Origin of the sequence: Eisenbergiella porci (genome assembly GCF_009696275.1) — a bacterium.
GTDB lineage: Bacteria > Bacillota > Clostridia > Lachnospirales > Lachnospiraceae > Eisenbergiella > Eisenbergiella porci.
Genome location: NZ_VUMI01000059.1, coordinates 1 through 16006 on the forward strand (window position 1 = coordinate 1; position 16006 = coordinate 16006).

Consider the following 16006-nt stretch of genomic DNA (forward strand, 5'->3'; position numbering starts at 1 on the left):
TGTCCTATAACTTCTGATGGAGGGGGAACTCCTCCTTCCGTTATATCTATATAGATTTATTAGATTGGACTTTGTAACTGTTAACCAGTAGTCGTTCTTGACTACACCATTATTATACTAGGAGGAAGGGTTATGTCAAACAAACGGAACAAGGTAAGACAATTTTTATGTGGGCACAGAATACTGCGCGACGTAAGGCAGGCGCTGCTTATCCTGCTGCTTGCCGTCTTTGCGGTGCCGATTACTGCACTGGCGGAAAATGAAGAGGAAAGGGCCGCAATTTACGTACAGGTACCGGAAGACTGGGAAAATCCCTGTATCTGGGCATGGGATGAGGCCGGAAACAACGCATTTGCAGCCTGGCCCGGCGGAAAACTGGATACAGACACCAACAATGCCGGCTGGTATTATACATGGATTCCGGCCTGGGCGGATCATGTGATTATAAACGCTAAAGAAGGAAGTGTTCAGACAGATGAGCTTGTCCTGGACGGAAAAAACACATGGGTTACCGTGGAAGATGCTGAGAAGGTGCAGATTACAACGGAGAAACAGACAAAAGGGGATATCCCGGAATATGTGGAGAAATTTACAGTCCATGTAAAAACGGATAAAAGCTGGGAAAATCCTTGTCTGTGGGCCTGGTCTGCACCGGATGGGAAGAATGTTTTTGACGCCTGGCCCGGCGAAGCGCTTACCCCTGCGGAAAATGGCTGGTATGAAGCTGAGGTACCGGTTTGGATAAATTCCCTCATTGTAAATGCAAAGGACGGGGAGATCCAAACCGAAGATATCTCTATAGATCCTGCGGAAATATGGGTAACCGTGGAAGCGGACGGCAGCTATGACTTCAGTTATGATGATCCGGATGCGGAGGAGGTCCCCGATATCACTGTCTGGGTAAAAACGCCTGAAAATTGGGATGCTCCCTGTCTGTGGGCATGGTCTGCGCCTGACGGAACGAATGCTTTTGCAGCCTGGCCCGGCGAAGCACTGGAGGAGGATGCTTCCGGCTGGCTGAAAAAGCAGGTGCCCGGCTGGATTAATTCCGTGATTGTTAACAGTTCGGAAGGAAGTATACAAACTGCGGATCTTTCCGTGGAACCGGGAAAGGATGTATGGGTGGTTGTGAACAGTCCTGAGGATGCTGTGATTTCCTATGAAGCACCGGAAAAAGAGGGGAATGAGGAAGCAGTTTCGAAAGGCGGATCGGAGACCGTGCAGGAACCAGCGGCGGAATCTTCTGAGGGCGCATCGGCGGCGGATACCGAAGATACCCGCCCGGCTGAAATACAGAAAAGCAGCGGTGTCCCTGTCATAATTGCGGTAATCATCATAGTGGCTGCAGCGGTGACGGCAGGAGTTATTATCATCCGGAAAAAGAAGCAATAGCCGGAGAACAGGAGACGGAATGAGAAAGAAAATACTATGTACGGTACTTGCCATGGTAACAGCCGCCGCAGCCCTGGGCGGCTGCGGCCGGAGCAAAGCAGTGGGGACAGATGCGTCAGCGATTACAATCTGGCACGATAAGGAGGATGCGGTAGCCCAGGTATTGCAGAAGCAGCTGGATCAATTGGCGCCGGAGATTACGGTAAAGCTGGAACGAAAAAGTGATTTGACCGAAGCCCTGAAAATGGTAGGCAATGATCCAACGGCGGCGCCGGATATGTATTTTTTTGCCCATGATAAGATTGGTGTATACGCAGAAATGGGGATTCTGTCGCCCATTACTGATTTCATTCCCAGGAAGGAGTTGGATCAGTATATGGATATGACTCTTCAGGCCGCTACATATCAGGAGCAGATTTACCAGCTTCCTGTGTATTATGAAACACTTTTATTTATGTACAACAAGCGTTATATGAAGGAAACGGAGGTGCCGGCAACAACGGAGGAGCTGTATGCCTATATGCAGGAAAATACCAGAGGAGGCCATTATGGCTTCGTGGAACAGCACAGCACGGCCTATTACAGTGCCGGCTGGATTCACGGCTTCGGCGGATATATTATGAATTCCCTGGGAGAACCGGGATTGGATCTGCCCCAGACCGAGGAGGCATTGGAATATCATAAAAAATTTGTGGAGCTGATGCCTGGAGAAAGCGAATATTCTACGGTAAACACCTTGTTTAATGAGGGAAAGGCCCATGCTACGATTGCGGGGCCATGGCTGGTACCTGCTGTGCATCAGACGGGAATGGATCTGGGAATTGCGCCTATGCCGGTCGTGGATGAGACAGGTATGCCTCTGGCTCCTTACAGTGGTGTTCAGGGAATCCAGGTGCTGAAAATCGCAGGAGAGAACAAGAAGGAAGCGGTGGAAAAGGTGCTGCGCCTGCTGATGGATCCCGGCCTGCAGGTAACGCTTGCCAAGGCCAGCGGCTGCGCACCTGCCATTGAGGCCTGTTATGAAATGGACGAAATTCTTTCCGATGATGTGGTAATGGCTATGAAGCAGACTGCGGAAAATGCGGTGCCCATGCCAAATCGTCCGGAAATGGACGTTATGTGGACCGTGGCCGGAAATCTTCTTGTAGATATCAACATGAGCGGAAAGGATACGGCGGAAAGCTGTGCGTCCGCACAGAAGGAAGCGCTCCGACTGATCGAGCAGATGAAGTAGAAAAAAACGCAGGGGAAAGGAGCGTAAGCGGGTGAAGCAAATGGAAAACAGGAGGGGGAAAAGGACGGATAAGAGGAAGGAAATATTTATGGCATACCTGTGGTCGGCGCCTTCACTGATTCTGATTCTGCTGATCGTAATCTTTCCAATCATTTATACGGGCTACATATCTCTGACTAATATGAATGTGTATCACTGGTTTGATTATGAAATTATCGGCTTGAAGAACTACAGGGACGCATTGCTGGTATTTGATAATGGTTTTCTTCGGGCGCTGCTTCTTACAGTGGTCTGGACCTTGGTAAATATGGTTCTGCAGCTGGTGATAGCCTACGTGCTTGCCAGCCTGCTGAATTTGCGTGGACTGCGGCTGCGCAGTCTGTATAAGACACTGTTGATTTTTCCATGGGCCATGCCGGGCTATGTTTCCATCCTGCTGTGGAAGACAGGGATGTTCAACTCCCAGTTCGGGCTTTTGAATCAATGGCTTTCCCGTCTGGGACTGGAACCGGCGCGGTGGCTTTCCGGCGATGGAATCGCGTTCCTGTGCTGCACGGTGGTGAATCTGTGGCTGGCGCTGCCTTTTATGATCACAATCATAGACGGCGCTCTGCAAAGCGTGGAAAAAAGCTTCTACGAAAGCGCGCTGCTGGACGGAGCCGGATGGCTGGAACGCACCAGATATATAACGATTCCCATGATACGCCCGATTATTGCACCCTCGGTCATCATCACCACTTTTACGACCTTTAAGCAATTTGACGTGATCTATCTGATGACGCAGCAGGCAGGCGGGAAAACCGGGGCCAACATTCATACGATTCTGACCTATGCTTATGAAAATGCTTTTATTACGAACAACTATGGCTACAGCTCGGCGGTATCCATTTTGATTTTTATCATGCTGATACTGTTTTCCTGCCTGACAGGCAAAAAGACAAAGGAGGACATGTGATGACACGCAAATCCGGCAAAAAAATCAGAGAAGCAGCAATGCTGCTCCTGGTGAATCTCTTTTTTATCGTGCTTTGTTTTCTGGTGCTGGTTCCCGTGCTGTACGCGTTTTCCGTTTCCCTGAATGCAAATAACAGCCTGTTAAGCTCGGAATTTTCCTTTTTACCCAAACAGCTGACGCTGCGCAATTACCGGGCCGTATTTGTGGAAGAACCCATTGTGAGATGGTTTGGAAACAGTATGCTTATGGCAGCCGCTGCGGTAGGAATTTCGCTGGGAACAGGAATTCCGGCGGCTTATGTATTTTCCAGGAAACGGTTTCCGGGCAGGAGGGTGATCCTGCGTCTTCTGATATTGCTCTATGCCTTTCCCGCGCTGCTGTCCATGACGGCGCTGTATAAGCTTTTAAGCCCCCTGGGGCTGATCAACAGCAGGCTTGGGCTGGTGATTGTGTATACGGGAACGATGGCTGTATTTGCATTGTGGAATATGAAGGGATATTTCGACACCATACCCCTGGAAATTGAAGAGGCGGCCATGATTGACGGCGCCGGCCCGGTAAAGCTTGTGACCCGGATCGTACTGCCGCTGGCCAGGCCAACGATCGTTGTCACCGGCATGATGGTACTCATTTATGTGTGGAATGAATATATTTTTGCGATTAATTTTATGACAGGAGAAGGAACCTTTACACTGGCTGCCGGCCTGTATTCCCTGCAGGCAACGGAAATGAGCGGCAGCTGGCCGGTATTTGCGGCAGCGTCCATTGTGGTTTCCATTCCCATTCTTATTATTTTCTTTGCGTTGCAGAAAAATATGACGACAGGGCTGACTTCTGGCGGAGTGAAGGGGTGAGAGGATGAATTATGAATAAAGACGCAGTTTTACATATCCCAATGTCGCAATACGCGTATGCGTTGGATGGGGAGCGGATGGTTTTCAGGCTTCGCGCCGGGCGGGGAGATCTGGATGCCTGTTATCTGCACTACGGTGACCGGGCCTGTAGGCAGACGCCGGTGGTGTTTCACTCCCTTTCCATGAGGGTGGCGGCACAGGATGAAAGGTTTGATTACTATGAGGTGGCCTTTAGCAGTCCATACCGCCGTCTCTGCTATTATTTTGAACTGCGCTGCGGTGAAGAAAGACTGCTCTATTACGGGGATTTTTTTTCAGAAGCCTGTGTTGATGACCGTTCAGAATATTATCAGTATCCCTATATGCACAGGGCGGATCTGGTCTGTCCTCCGTCCTGGGCAGCGGATGCGGTGGTTTATCAGATTTTCCCTGACAGCTTTGCCACGGGAAAGAGGTGGATCAGCGGCAGGGAAAGCTGTTTTTACTATCAGGGAAAGACGGTCCGGGGAAAACGGGGAGGCACTCTGCTCGGTATAGCGGAAAATGCGGATTATCTGGAGGAAATGGGATTTAATGCCGTTTATATTAATCCGATATTTGCAGCGGGAGAATATCATAAGTATGATATTATAGATTATTATCATGTGGATCCCTGCTTTGGAACCGATGAGGATTTCAGAGAGCTTGTGAAAACTCTTCACAATCATGGGATACGCGTTATTATAGACGGTGTGTTCAATCACTGCGGATGGCATTTTGATGCCTTTGAGGAGGTAGTGCAAAAGGGCAGGGAAGCTTCCTTCTGTGACTGGTTCTACCGCCTTGCCTTTCCTGTAATACGTCAGGAGGACCCGGAGGCTGTTCCTGATTATGAGTGCTTTGGCTATGAACGCATGATGCCGAAGCTTGCCACGGATCAGGAAGCGGCGGCGGAGTATTTCTGTAATGTGGGCGCTTATTGGCTGCGTGAATTCGCAATTGACGGCTGGCGGCTGGATGTGGCCAGTGAGGTGAACGACGGATTCTGGAGGCGTTTTTTTAAGACCGTCAGGGAGGTAAATCCCCAGGCCATACTCATTGGTGAGGTGTGGGAGAGCGCAGGGCACTGGCTGGATGGAACGATGTTTGATTCCACTATGAACTATGACTTCCGGAAGCACTGCCGACGCTTTTTTGCGGAAAAAACAATAGATGCAGCAGCCTTTGACGGCAGGGTAACCCATATGCGTATGCGTTACCGGGAACAGAGTGTTTTTGCACAGATGAACCTTCTGGACAGCCATGATGTGAGCCGCTTTTCCTCTCTTTGCGGCGGAGACGAGGAGGCCTATGAGCTTGCCGTGCTTTTTCTGATGACCTTTCCGGGAATGCCGTCTGTTTTTTATGGGGATGAGCTGGGGGTTACGGGCCTGTGCGAGGATGACTACAGACAGGCCATGCCCTGGGAAAGGGCGGCAGTGTCAAAAGCTGCGGACACAGGATACAGCAGGCAGCAGCTTTTTTATAAAAAAGCGATACGTCTGCGGCGGCAGGAGGAGGCATTGCGGCGCGGCGGTTATGGGGCAGTCAGTGCGGCGTCCGGCAGCAGGCTGTATGTCTACCGGCGTTTTCTGGAGGCTGAGGAGATTTTAATCGCTTTAAATATGGAAGACAGTACGATGACGCTTAACCAGGAGTGGCTGGAGGGAAAGCTTCTGTGGCAGAGGAGGCTTGAAGGGTATAAGCTGGAAAGCAGAGGCTTTGTGATAGTAAAAAGCGGGAAAACGGGGGAAAAAATATGTCGGTGACGATCAGGGATGTTGCAGCGGCCGCGCATACATCTGCAGCTACGGTTTCCAAGGTGATGAATGGCTCCGGTTCCATTTCACAGGCCACTATTGACCGGGTGGAGCAGGTGATGCGTGAGCTGGGATACCATCCCAATGCACGCGCACGTAATTTTGCGAGGCAGTCTACAAGAACGATTTTGTTTTTGACGATGCTGGGAAAAAACGCCGGGTTCCATAATCCTCATATGTTCGAAATCATGTCCGGTATGGAAGAGGCGGTAGCAAAGAAGGGCTATCTGCTCTGTGTCAAAAGCATATCGGCGGAGCAGGCCTGCGAGTTTGTGGAAAAAATATTTGACTCCAAGGAAGCGGACGGCCTGGTGCTGCATGCCTCCGTGGTATCACCGGCGCTGGACGAACTGGTGACGGTGAAGGCAATTCCCCATATTGTAATAGGAAACCCGGATTTTCCCAGCCATTTCAGCTGGATAGATATTGATAACCGTCTGGGCGGAGAACTGGCAGCGAAGCATCTTTTAAAATGCGGCTACCGTTCCCTGGCCTTTTTGGGAGGCCGGTCGGAGGACCGCATTAGCGGCCACCGTCTGGAGGGCGTGCTTTCCGTATTGAATGAGCATGATGTGCTGATTCCAAAAGGTAATCTGCGTCAGGGGGATTCTGACTGTGACAGCGGCTATGCCAGAACGGAGGAACTTTTAAAGCAGAGGGAGCTGCCGGACGCCGTCATATGCGCCAATAATTATATTGCCTATGGCTGTGTTATGGCGCTGAGAGAGCATCAGATAAGGATTCCGGAGGAAATGGGCGTGATTACCTTCGATGAATACCCTCTTTCCCGGATACTCAAGCCGATGCTGACCGTTGTTGACATTGATGTGTTCGATATGGGGTACCAGACGGGAAAATGTATTTTGTCTAAAATAAGGAAACCGAATCTTACCGTCCGTTATTACAGTACCCTGCCGTCGGTGCTGGAGCGGGAGTCAACCAGGAAGATTGTTCAGTGATAAGGTGCCGTCTATTTGTGAATTTAAAAAGGATGACAGAAGAAGGGAAGCCGGACCGTTGAGGGACGGCTTCTCTTTATCTGACGGTATAATGCCGGCTGGATTAAGTGGATTTCTTCTGTCGGGATAACTGAAGAAAACAATTTTCCGGCGCCCTCTGCGAAAATTTACAGACTTTTCATAGTTTATCTATGGATTTTTTTTGAAAAAAGTCATATAACATAAATGATGTAATTCCGGCGTCTGGAAAAGGCCGGAAAACCGGAACTTTTACGCTGACCCATAAATATACGGCTAAGGTTTTCCCCGAAAGCAGATAAAAGTTGAACAAATGCCGCTTTTCTGCTATTATAAGGGGTAGTGCATGTCCGGCTTTTGCCGTAAAGGGCAGAGAAATGGGCCGTGACGGGTTATTTTAGCGGACAAAACGATTGGAGCAAATACAAAATGAATGTAATTCAAAAAGTTTTCGGCACGCACAGCGACAGGGAATTGAAGCGCGTTATCCCCATTGTGGACAAGATCGAGTCTTTAAGGCCCGCGATGATGGAGCTTTCCGATGAACAGCTGAAGGATAAGACGAAGGAATTCAGGAAGCGTCTCTCCGAAGGGGAAACACTGGATGACCTGCTTCCGGAGGCTTATGCCACGGTGCGTGAGGCTGCCAGAAGAGTCCTGAACATGGAGCCCTTCCGCGTACAGCTGATGGGCGGTATCATCCTGCATCAGGGACGAATCGCTGAAATGAAAACCGGTGAAGGTAAGACCATGGTTTCCACGCTTCCGGCGTATCTGAATGCCCTGGAAGGAAAGGGTGTCCATGTGGTTACGGTCAACGATTACCTGGCTGCCAGGGACTCCGCCTGGATGGGCGCGGTTCATGAATTTCTGGGCCTGGAGGTAGGCGTGGTATTAAACAGCATGAAGCCGGAGGAAAGACGCGCCGCTTATGCCAAGGATATTACCTATGTGACCAATAATGAATTGGGCTTTGACTACCTGAGAGACAACATGGTCATTTATAAGGAACAGCTGGTGCTGCGTGACCTGCATTATGCCATCATCGATGAGGTGGACTCCATTTTAATCGATGAGGCCAGAACCCCTCTGATCATTTCCGGCCAGAGCGGGAAATCCACCAAGCTGTACGAAGCCTGCGATATCCTGGCAAAACAGATGGAGCGCGGCGCGGACATGGAGGATCTGTCCAAGTTGGACGCCATCATGGGCGTGGAACAGGAGGAATCGGGAGACTTCGTTGTCAATGAAAAGGATAAAGTGGTCAACCTGACGGAGCAGGGCGTTGCCAAAGTGGAAAGATTTTTTCAGATTGAGAACCTTGCGGATCCGGAGAATCTGGAAATCCAGCATAATATCATCCTGGCCCTGCGTGCAAATAACCTTATGTTCCGCGATAAGGACTATGTGGTAAAGGACGACCAGGTTCTGATTGTCGATGAATTTACCGGACGTATCATGCCGGGCCGCCGTTATTCCGACGGACTCCATCAGGCGATTGAAGCGAAGGAGCACGTACAGGTCAAGAGAGAAAGCAAGACGCTGGCGACCATTACCTTCCAGAACTTCTTTAATAAATTTGAGAAAAAAGCAGGTATGACAGGTACCGCACTCACTGAGGAAAAGGAATTCCGCGATATTTACGGCATGGACGTTATCGAGATTCCCACCAACAGGCCGATTCAGAGAATTGACCATCAGGATGCGGTTTACAAGACCAGAAAAGAAAAGCTGCATGCGATTGTGGAGGCTGTGGAGGAGTCCCATGCCAAGGGACAGCCTGTCCTGGTTGGTACGATTACCATTGAGGCTTCCGAGGAGCTGAGCGGCCTTCTGAAGAGAAAAGGAATCCCGCATAAGGTGCTGAATGCCAAGTTCCATGAGCTGGAAGCGGAAATCGTTGCGGATGCAGGTATTCATGGCGCCGTTACCATCGCCACCAATATGGCCGGACGTGGTACGGATATTAAGCTGGATGATAATGCCAAGGCGGCGGGCGGTTTGAAGATTATCGGTACGGAGCGGCATGAGTCCAGGCGTATTGATAATCAGCTGCGCGGCCGTTCCGGACGACAGGGAGATCCCGGTGAATCCAAGTTCTACATTTCGCTGGAAGATGATTTGATGAGGCTGTTCGGATCCGAGCGTCTGATCAATATGTTCAACACCATGGGTGTTCCGGAAAATCAGGAAATTGAGCACAAGATGCTCAGCAACGCCATTGAAACGGCGCAGAAGAAAATAGAGAGCAATAACTTCGGTATCAGAAAGAACCTGCTGGAATACGATCAGGTCATGAACGAGCAGCGTGAGATTATTTACGCGGAAAGACGCCGTGTCCTGGACGGGGAAAGCATGCGCGATGTTATTTACAAAATGATTACGGATATTGTGGATAATACCGTGGACATGGTAATCGGTGAAGACGCGGATGTGGAGGATTGGAATTTCAAGGAGCTCAATTCCCTGCTTCTGCCAATTATTCCGCTGGTTCCTGTTACAAAAGAGCGGGTGAACAAGCCAAAGAGAAACAGCCTGAAGCAGCAGCTGAAGGAAGAGGCTGTGAAGCTGTATGAGAGCAAGGAGGCGGAATTCCCGGAGCCGGAAGCTATCCGTGAACTGGAGCGGGTGATTCTGCTGAAGGTGATTGATAATAAGTGGATGGCTCATATCGATGATATGGATCAGCTGCGTCAGGGAATTGGTTTGCAGGCTTATGCCCAGAGGGATCCTCTGGTTGAGTATAAGATGAGCGGTTATGAGATGTTTGACAGCATGACCGACAGTATCAGGGAGGATACCATCCGGCTGCTCTTCCACGTGAGAGTGGAGCAGAAGGTGGAAAGGGAGCAGGTTGCCAAGGTGACCGGCACCAATAAGGATGATTCCGGCCCGAAGGCTCCGATGAAACGGAGCGAGAAGAAGGTATATCCGAATGATCCCTGTCCTTGCGGCAGTGGGAAGAAGTATAAGAACTGCTGTGGGAAGAACAAGTAAGGGATGGTTTTGGGATAAGGAATTAGAGGGGGATGGAGGATTCGGAAGGGATTCCGGACCTCCGCGTTTAAAGGAATGGTAACCCGGTAATCCGCCGGGCAGGCTCAAGGGCCTTCGGCCCTTTCGCTTTGCGGCTGTCGCCGCATGCCGGAGAGGAAACAGAAAGCTTTCGGGAAGCAGGCGTCCGGGCATAGGGCGGCCCGGGCATCTGTTTCCCGGAAGCTTTCTGTTTCCTCTTCAGCGCCCGGCTCGTAGATAGTAAAAGTAAAGGTGGTGATCGTTAGTGGTTTTGTTGGATCAGATGAAACAGGAATTACAGGCTTATAAAACTCCATTGGCGGAAGTGAGGGATTCACTTTAACTTAGCTGAAAAGTCTAAGCGAATCGAAGAATTGGAGCGCGAGATGGAGGCTCCGGGATTTTGGGATAATCCTGAATATTCCAATAAGAAAATGAAAGAACTTAAGAATCTGAAGGATACCGTGGAGCAGATTGAGAATCTGTTCACCCAGTATGACGATATCGAGACGCTCATTGAAATGGGAAATGAGGAAAACGATGAGTCTATGGCGGAGGAAATCCGTTTCGAGTTGGATTCCTTCACGGAAGAACTGGAAACGCTGCGCATCAGCACGCTTCTTACCGGCGAGTATGATAAGAACGGCGCCATACTGAAGCTTAATGCAGGCGCAGGCGGTACCGAAAGCTGCGACTGGTGCAGCATGCTTTACAGAATGTATACCAGATGGGCGGAACGAAAAGGCTTTACTGTGGAAGTCCTGGATTTCCTGGACGGCGACGAAGCCGGCATTAAATCCGTTACCTTCCAGGTAAACGGAGAAAACGCATACGGCTATCTGAAATCAGAAAAAGGAGTGCACCGTCTGGTGCGGATCTCCCCATTCAACGCACAGGGCAAACGCCAGACTTCCTTTGTATCCCTGGATGTCATGCCCGATATTGAAGAAGACCTGGATATCGAAATCAATGAGGAAGACCTCAGAATCGATACCTACCGAAGCAGCGGCGCAGGCGGCCAGCATATTAACAAGACCTCCTCAGCCATCCGCATCACCCATCTTCCCACCGGAATTGTGGTACAGTGCCAGAACGAGCGCTCCCAGTTCCAGAACAAAGATAAGGCCATGCAGATGCTGAAAGCCAAGCTGTATATGCTCAGACAGGAAGAAAACGCCCAGAAGCTTTCCGGAATCCGCGGTGAAGTCAAAGAAATCGGCTGGGGCAATCAAATCCGCTCCTACGTTTTCCAGCCCTACACCATGGTCAAAGACCACAGAACCAACCACGAAACCGGAAACGTAGACGCCGTTATGGACGGAGCATTAGACTCCTTCATCAACGCCTATCTTAAATGGATAAGCACCGGCAAAGCCGATGGCGAAGAATAACCTGGAAACACCATTGAACAGTTATATAATATTAAGACCTATAAAGAGCGCCTGCCTCAATTTGAAGCAGACGCTCTTTGGTGTTTTTTGAATTTCCAGTTGTATTATTCGACTTTTTTGCATATAATAAAAGTAGGGAAAACCCTACTTTACCTATTCTAGGAGGTGTAAAATATGTTAGCTAAAACATTTGTGGATAATGCCAAAATAATGGCAAAAGGACAGGTTACAATTCCGAAAGATATTCGGGAGGTACTTGGTGTGTCAAGCGGTGATCGCATTAGCTTCATTGTAGAAGGTAACACCGTCCGCATTGTTAATTCTGCTGTTTATGCCATGCAGATGCTTCAGAGAGAAATGGCTGGAGAGGCTGATCGTACAGGATTGAATTCAGATGAAGATGTGTTGGCACTTGTAAAAGAACTGCGAAATGAGGATGAAAAAGTATGAGAGTTCTAATTGATACAAATGTTCTTATATCTGCCGCCTTAAGCGCCGGGGGAACGCCCTTCCAAGCTTACGTGAAGGCCGCATCCTTTCCTAACAGCGTAATGCCCGGTCTAATCAGGACCGCACAAATCCCCCTCCCCCTTCTCCCCAGCCCGCCCCTGCCGCATACGTAAGCAAATGCCGTGCCTTCCGGGCTTGTACTATATCTGGAAAATGTGGCGGGTACGGTGGTCATCATAAGAGCGCACCTCATGGGGCGTCGCATCGGTCAGATACTCCTTTTTCCACTCCGAAGGCGACATATGCATATACTGCTGGAACTGCCGGTTAAAGCTGGAAAGGCTGCTGTACCCCACCTGCTGCGCAATGACGCTGACAGGCATCTGGTTTAAATGAATCAGGTGGCAGGCCTGCTGGATGCGGTAATGCTGCAGATACTCCAAAGGACTGATCCCTACCATATTTTTAAACAGCCTGCGCAGATGGCTTTCGCTGATGCAGCAGTGCTCCGCAAGGCCGCTGACGGAAAACGGTTCATTATAATGTGCATACAGATAACTGAGCGCGCTGCGGATATAAGAATAGCTGTCCCCGGATTCCGACATGACCGAGTCTGCAGCCGACATGGTAATGCGGTTGATTTCTGAAAAAAGGGAAAACAACAGCCCATGGACAGCCTGCTGATAAAGCGGTTCTTTTTCCTGGAATTCCCGGAAAATACGGGACAGATAGTGGTAAAGCAGAGGAAAAGAAGCTGCCGTCACAATCACGGGAACCTCCTGAAGCATATAAAAAATCTGCCAGATATCTGAACCACAGTCCGATGCGGATTCCAGGAAATGCTTTGGATCAATATAAATATATTCCCAGCGGCTTTCCTGCAAGCCGCGTACCGCCAAATGGGGTACCTGCGGAAAAAGGATGCTGAAGGCTTCCGCTTCATAGGGTACAGGAGCCTGGCCGGCCAGAAACAGCTGTCCGTTTCCGCTGATACAGTGTCCGATTTCCAGCCCATTATGAAAATGAAGATACTCCGGTGAATTCACGGAAATGGTCCAGTTATCCCCGAGAAAAGCAAGCACCGGGAACCGGGATGGGAAATCATAGGGCCTGTATCTAATGGGAAATCGTTGGAATGATTGTTTCTGCATAGTTTTTAACTCCTTAATGATAGGGAACGCCGCACAGCCTACGTGGCACGATAGGGAGCATACCTGGGATCCTTTTTTACAATGGCGCGTCTGTCATTCCGAAAGGCCTGGGGAGAGCTCCCTACAATTTTATGAAAATACCGGTTAAAGCTGGACAGCGAGTGAAAGCCCGTTTGCAGAGCGATATCCAGAATGCCCGTTTCGCTGCTTGTCAGCATCCTGCACGCCTTTTGAATCCGTACGGTCCTCAGATACTGCAGCGGCGTCTGCTGAAAGCTCTCCTGGAAACGCTGCATAAACTGCCGTGAAGACAGCCTGCACAGATAGGCCAGATGCGCCGTATCCAGCTCGGCCGCATATTCCGAATCCAGATAGGATATGGCGGGAAACAGCTGCGGCAGAGACGAACCGCTCCCACCAAAAACGGAACAGCCCTGATGTTTGCGGTACAGCAAGACCAGAAGCGTCTCTACCATTCCCCGGACAGCCGTCCTGTAATGTCCCTCTCTGTCCGTCAATTCCCCGATTATCATCCGGATAAGCTCCACCTCCTCACAAAACTGCTCCCCTGACAGAAGCTTGGAAAAATCCGTGTACTGATACCAGGTAAATTCACTGGGAAGCCCGTTGGGATAAAAAGGAGCCAGAAGCTGTTCCGGATTAAAAAAAAGATAACTGCACGAAACCTCACCCTCCTGCGGCGAAAAAAAGAACCATGCGTAAAGAAGGGAGGAAGAAAACAGATATTCCCCGGTGAAAGGGAAGATACCTGATTCTCCAGATTCCAGGTCATGGTTCCGCTCTGACAGAACGCGATTTCAATGCAGTTATGAAAATGAATAAAATCTATCTGCGGCGTCGTGGATTTAACCTCCATCAAAAGGATTGGAAAATCCGCGGCGAATTTGTACTCTCTGTAAGTGACAGGAAGGTTCCTGCTGCAGGAAGTCATAGGAAATCCCCCTTAAAACAATTACGCCCCCAAAAGCGTGTTTTACTGATTATGCCTGTTCCGATAGCTCATCAGCTCCAGATAAAAATTAGCGGATGCAGTATTCGCATATGGAATCACAAACAGCAGACCGATCCCGCAGGTAAGCAGCCCCAGCAGATAAAGCGGGATAAAGCTTACAGCCAGATAAAAACGCCGCCCCTTGCTTCCCTTCATAATCTTCCGGCTGTACCGCAGGCACTCAATTGCCGAAAACTCCGGAAAATCCAGGCAAACATAAAAACTCTGGGAATACTGCAGGCTGATAATAGTTCCACCCACCAGCCCGATCACAAATGTAATGGAAAACACCAGTATCATTACGGACACCGAAACATCAACAAAACTGAAAATAGCCATACAGATAAAAAGCGGGACAAAGAAAACCAGACAAAGCAGCAGCTGAAAAAGCTGGATCAGAATCGCCTTATCCGGATGGTTCCCAAATCCATAAAAAACATCGCTGATCTTGATATTCCCCCCGCAGCACACATTCAGATACATGTAAGTCTGCCCCGCAAGGAAAATACCCATCAGCAGCTGCAGCAGACACTCAATCACGAACTGCACCGTCAGCCCCGTCATAGTCCTCGTATTCAGTGAAAACGTCGCCATGAAATTAATCATCGTCATAATCACTTCCACCACAAGAAACGCCGGAACCAAGGTCCCGTATTTCCCCAGCATCTGCCCCTTTGCCTTAGCCTTCAGCTCCGCTGAAGATGCATGTCTGTCCATATGCAAATCTCCTTCTGCATTCAAAAATCAAAAATACCCATAGTAGCCCAGCTGCCTGAACCATAACTGATAACAAACCCGTTCCCGCACAGTTACTGTAAAACACCGCCGGCCCACGTACCCTTCATCCCCGCATAAAAGCCCGAATGAATAAAGCAGCGCCTGCAACCGCTCTAATGATACCCTGCATCCTCCTGAATCTGCTCCCACATATCATCAAAGCTTTCGCCATAAAAATACTCCGAATACTGATTCAGCTGATCATGAAACTCCTGCTTATAAGAAGGATTCGTAAACAGCATCACGAAAAAACTTCCAACCACAACCACATTCACAACCATCCCCAGAATCCCCGTCAGCAGCCCGACTTTGGCATTCGGAAGCATAGCCTTATCATTCCCCTTGGAAAGCAGGCTTAAAATAATCGAAAGCCCCCCACAGATAATCGGCGGATACACCGTTGCAAAAAAAGCGCTGATAACGGCAATAATCCCCAGCACCATGGAAGCCGTAGCAAAGCTGCTCCCCGGATGCCGCGTAGGCGGCGTATAATACGGAGGATACCCCGACCCATTATTCTGATAAGGCGGCACAGGCCCATTATTATAGCTATCCATAAAATTCTCCTTTATCAACTCATACCATATATTATAAGCTGTTTCTATTTAACCTTTAAACCCTACGGATGCTATTGTAGCACGTTTCCCCCACCAGCACAAATGAAAAAACTATGAAATCCCCACACATAATCCCCACTTCCTCATTCTGCCCCATACCCTCAAACACCCCTGCCCGCCGCCCCGATGACGCAGTCTGCAGGAACACAGCCAGGACGCGGCAAAGCAGGACATGGAGGGGAAGTTTCCATTCCCCCTTGAAATCGGGGGGACATTTCCACTATAATAAAAAACAGGCACTGCAACGCAGTAAAAGTAGTTTGTAACTGTAAGGGCGTGAAAAAGCTATTCAGTTACGGTAGTTCAAAGAAAGGAAAACCCCCGGCCTCCCACAGGCGCCAGG

The 16006-nt window shown here is 49.6% G+C and carries 13 protein-coding genes; 9 read left to right on the plus strand and 4 right to left on the minus strand.

The annotated features are described in order from the left end of the window. Window positions 1-132: 132 nt before the first annotated feature. The 9 genes from FYJ45_RS24035 (at window position 133) to FYJ45_RS24075 (ending at window position 12106) form a co-directional block, all read left to right on the plus strand. Entirely contained in the window at window positions 133-1392 is a 1260-nt protein-coding gene (locus FYJ45_RS24035; protein ID WP_154467544.1) for a starch-binding protein, read from the plus strand. Window positions 1393-1411: 19 nt separating this feature from the next. Further along, window positions 1412-2626 (plus strand): extracellular solute-binding protein, encoded by a 1215-nt coding sequence (locus tag FYJ45_RS24040; protein ID WP_154467545.1) that lies wholly within the window; start codon window positions 1412-1414, stop codon window positions 2624-2626. A gap of 40 nt (window positions 2627-2666) precedes the next feature. Continuing rightward, window positions 2667-3581 (plus strand): carbohydrate ABC transporter permease, encoded by a 915-nt coding sequence (locus FYJ45_RS24045; protein WP_154467566.1) that lies wholly within the window; start codon window positions 2667-2669, stop codon window positions 3579-3581. Then, a complete protein-coding gene (locus FYJ45_RS24050; protein ID WP_154467546.1) occupies window positions 3581-4435 on the plus strand; it encodes a sugar ABC transporter permease in 855 nt (284 codons plus the stop codon). The genes FYJ45_RS24045 and FYJ45_RS24050 overlap by 1 nt, the downstream gene beginning before the upstream one ends. 11 nt (window positions 4436-4446) lie before the next feature. Beyond that, window positions 4447-6222, plus strand: coding sequence for a glycoside hydrolase family 13 protein (locus FYJ45_RS24055; protein WP_154467547.1), 1776 nt, complete (start codon window positions 4447-4449; stop codon window positions 6220-6222). Beyond that, entirely contained in the window at window positions 6213-7232 is a 1020-nt protein-coding gene (locus FYJ45_RS24060) for a LacI family DNA-binding transcriptional regulator (protein ID WP_154467548.1), read from the plus strand. Before FYJ45_RS24055 ends, FYJ45_RS24060 begins: the two co-directional genes overlap by 10 nt. Window positions 7233-7679: 447 nt before the next feature. After that, the gene (gene secA / locus FYJ45_RS24065; protein ID WP_021633972.1) at window positions 7680-10247 is read left to right on the plus strand and encodes a preprotein translocase subunit SecA; all 2568 of its coding nucleotides are present in this window, start codon (window positions 7680-7682) and stop codon (window positions 10245-10247) included. A 283-nt stretch (window positions 10248-10530) separates the two neighbouring features. Beyond that, window positions 10531-11656 (plus strand): peptide chain release factor 2 gene (prfB, locus tag FYJ45_RS24070; protein ID WP_408609538.1). Its coding sequence is split into 2 segments (ribosomal slippage): window positions 10531-10593 and window positions 10595-11656, totalling 1125 coding nucleotides; the frame shifts between segments, so codons are not numbered across the junction. A gap of 174 nt (window positions 11657-11830) precedes the next feature. Beyond that, complete coding sequence (locus tag FYJ45_RS24075; RefSeq protein ID WP_154467549.1) at window positions 11831-12106, plus strand: AbrB/MazE/SpoVT family DNA-binding domain-containing protein; 276 nt, start codon at window positions 11831-11833, stop codon at window positions 12104-12106. Window positions 12107-12306: 200 nt separating this feature from the next. On the opposite strand, the gene FYJ45_RS24085 is transcribed toward FYJ45_RS24075, so the two are convergent. The 4 genes from FYJ45_RS24085 to FYJ45_RS24100 form a co-directional block, all read right to left on the minus strand. Next, window positions 12307-13257 (minus strand): AraC family transcriptional regulator, encoded by a 951-nt coding sequence (locus FYJ45_RS24085; RefSeq protein ID WP_154467551.1) that lies wholly within the window; start codon window positions 13255-13257, stop codon window positions 12307-12309. Between the two features lie 38 nt (window positions 13258-13295). Beyond that, a complete protein-coding gene (locus tag FYJ45_RS24090; protein ID WP_154467552.1) occupies window positions 13296-13790 on the minus strand; it encodes a helix-turn-helix domain-containing protein in 495 nt (164 codons plus the stop codon). 461 nt (window positions 13791-14251) lie between these two features. Further along, window positions 14252-14986 carry a DUF975 family protein gene (locus FYJ45_RS24095; RefSeq protein WP_021633960.1) on the minus strand — a complete coding sequence of 245 codons (735 nt, stop codon included), beginning with the start codon at window positions 14984-14986 and terminating at the stop codon, window positions 14252-14254. A 173-nt stretch (window positions 14987-15159) separates the two neighbouring features. Further along, window positions 15160-15603 (minus strand): hypothetical protein, encoded by a 444-nt coding sequence (locus FYJ45_RS24100; RefSeq protein ID WP_025490355.1) that lies wholly within the window; start codon window positions 15601-15603, stop codon window positions 15160-15162. Window positions 15604-16006: the final 403 nt, after the last annotated feature.

Bases quoted from the DNA above. Each gene is read 5' to 3' on its own strand.
- FYJ45_RS24040 (WP_154467545.1), top strand. From the start codon at position 1,412: ATGAGAAAGAAAATACTATGTACGGTACTTGCCATGGTAACAGCCGCC.
- FYJ45_RS24035 (WP_154467544.1), top strand. From the start codon at position 133: ATGTCAAACAAACGGAACAAGGTAAGACAATTTTTATGTGGGCACAGA.
- FYJ45_RS24100 (WP_025490355.1), bottom strand. From the start codon at position 15,603: ATGGATAGCTATAATAATGGGCCTGTGCCGCCTTATCAGAATAATGGG.
- FYJ45_RS24085 (WP_154467551.1), bottom strand. From the start codon at position 13,257: ATGCAGAAACAATCATTCCAACGATTTCCCATTAGATACAGGCCCTAT.
- secA (WP_021633972.1), top strand. From the start codon at position 7,680: ATGAATGTAATTCAAAAAGTTTTCGGCACGCACAGCGACAGGGAATTG.
- FYJ45_RS24060 (WP_154467548.1), top strand. From the start codon at position 6,213: ATGTCGGTGACGATCAGGGATGTTGCAGCGGCCGCGCATACATCTGCA.
- FYJ45_RS24050 (WP_154467546.1), top strand. From the start codon at position 3,581: ATGACACGCAAATCCGGCAAAAAAATCAGAGAAGCAGCAATGCTGCTC.
- FYJ45_RS24075 (WP_154467549.1), top strand. From the start codon at position 11,831: ATGTTAGCTAAAACATTTGTGGATAATGCCAAAATAATGGCAAAAGGA.
- FYJ45_RS24055 (WP_154467547.1), top strand. From the start codon at position 4,447: ATGAATAAAGACGCAGTTTTACATATCCCAATGTCGCAATACGCGTAT.
- FYJ45_RS24095 (WP_021633960.1), bottom strand. From the start codon at position 14,986: ATGGACAGACATGCATCTTCAGCGGAGCTGAAGGCTAAGGCAAAGGGG.
- FYJ45_RS24045 (WP_154467566.1), top strand. From the start codon at position 2,667: ATGGAAAACAGGAGGGGGAAAAGGACGGATAAGAGGAAGGAAATATTT.
- FYJ45_RS24090 (WP_154467552.1), bottom strand. From the start codon at position 13,790: ATGATAATCGGGGAATTGACGGACAGAGAGGGACATTACAGGACGGCT.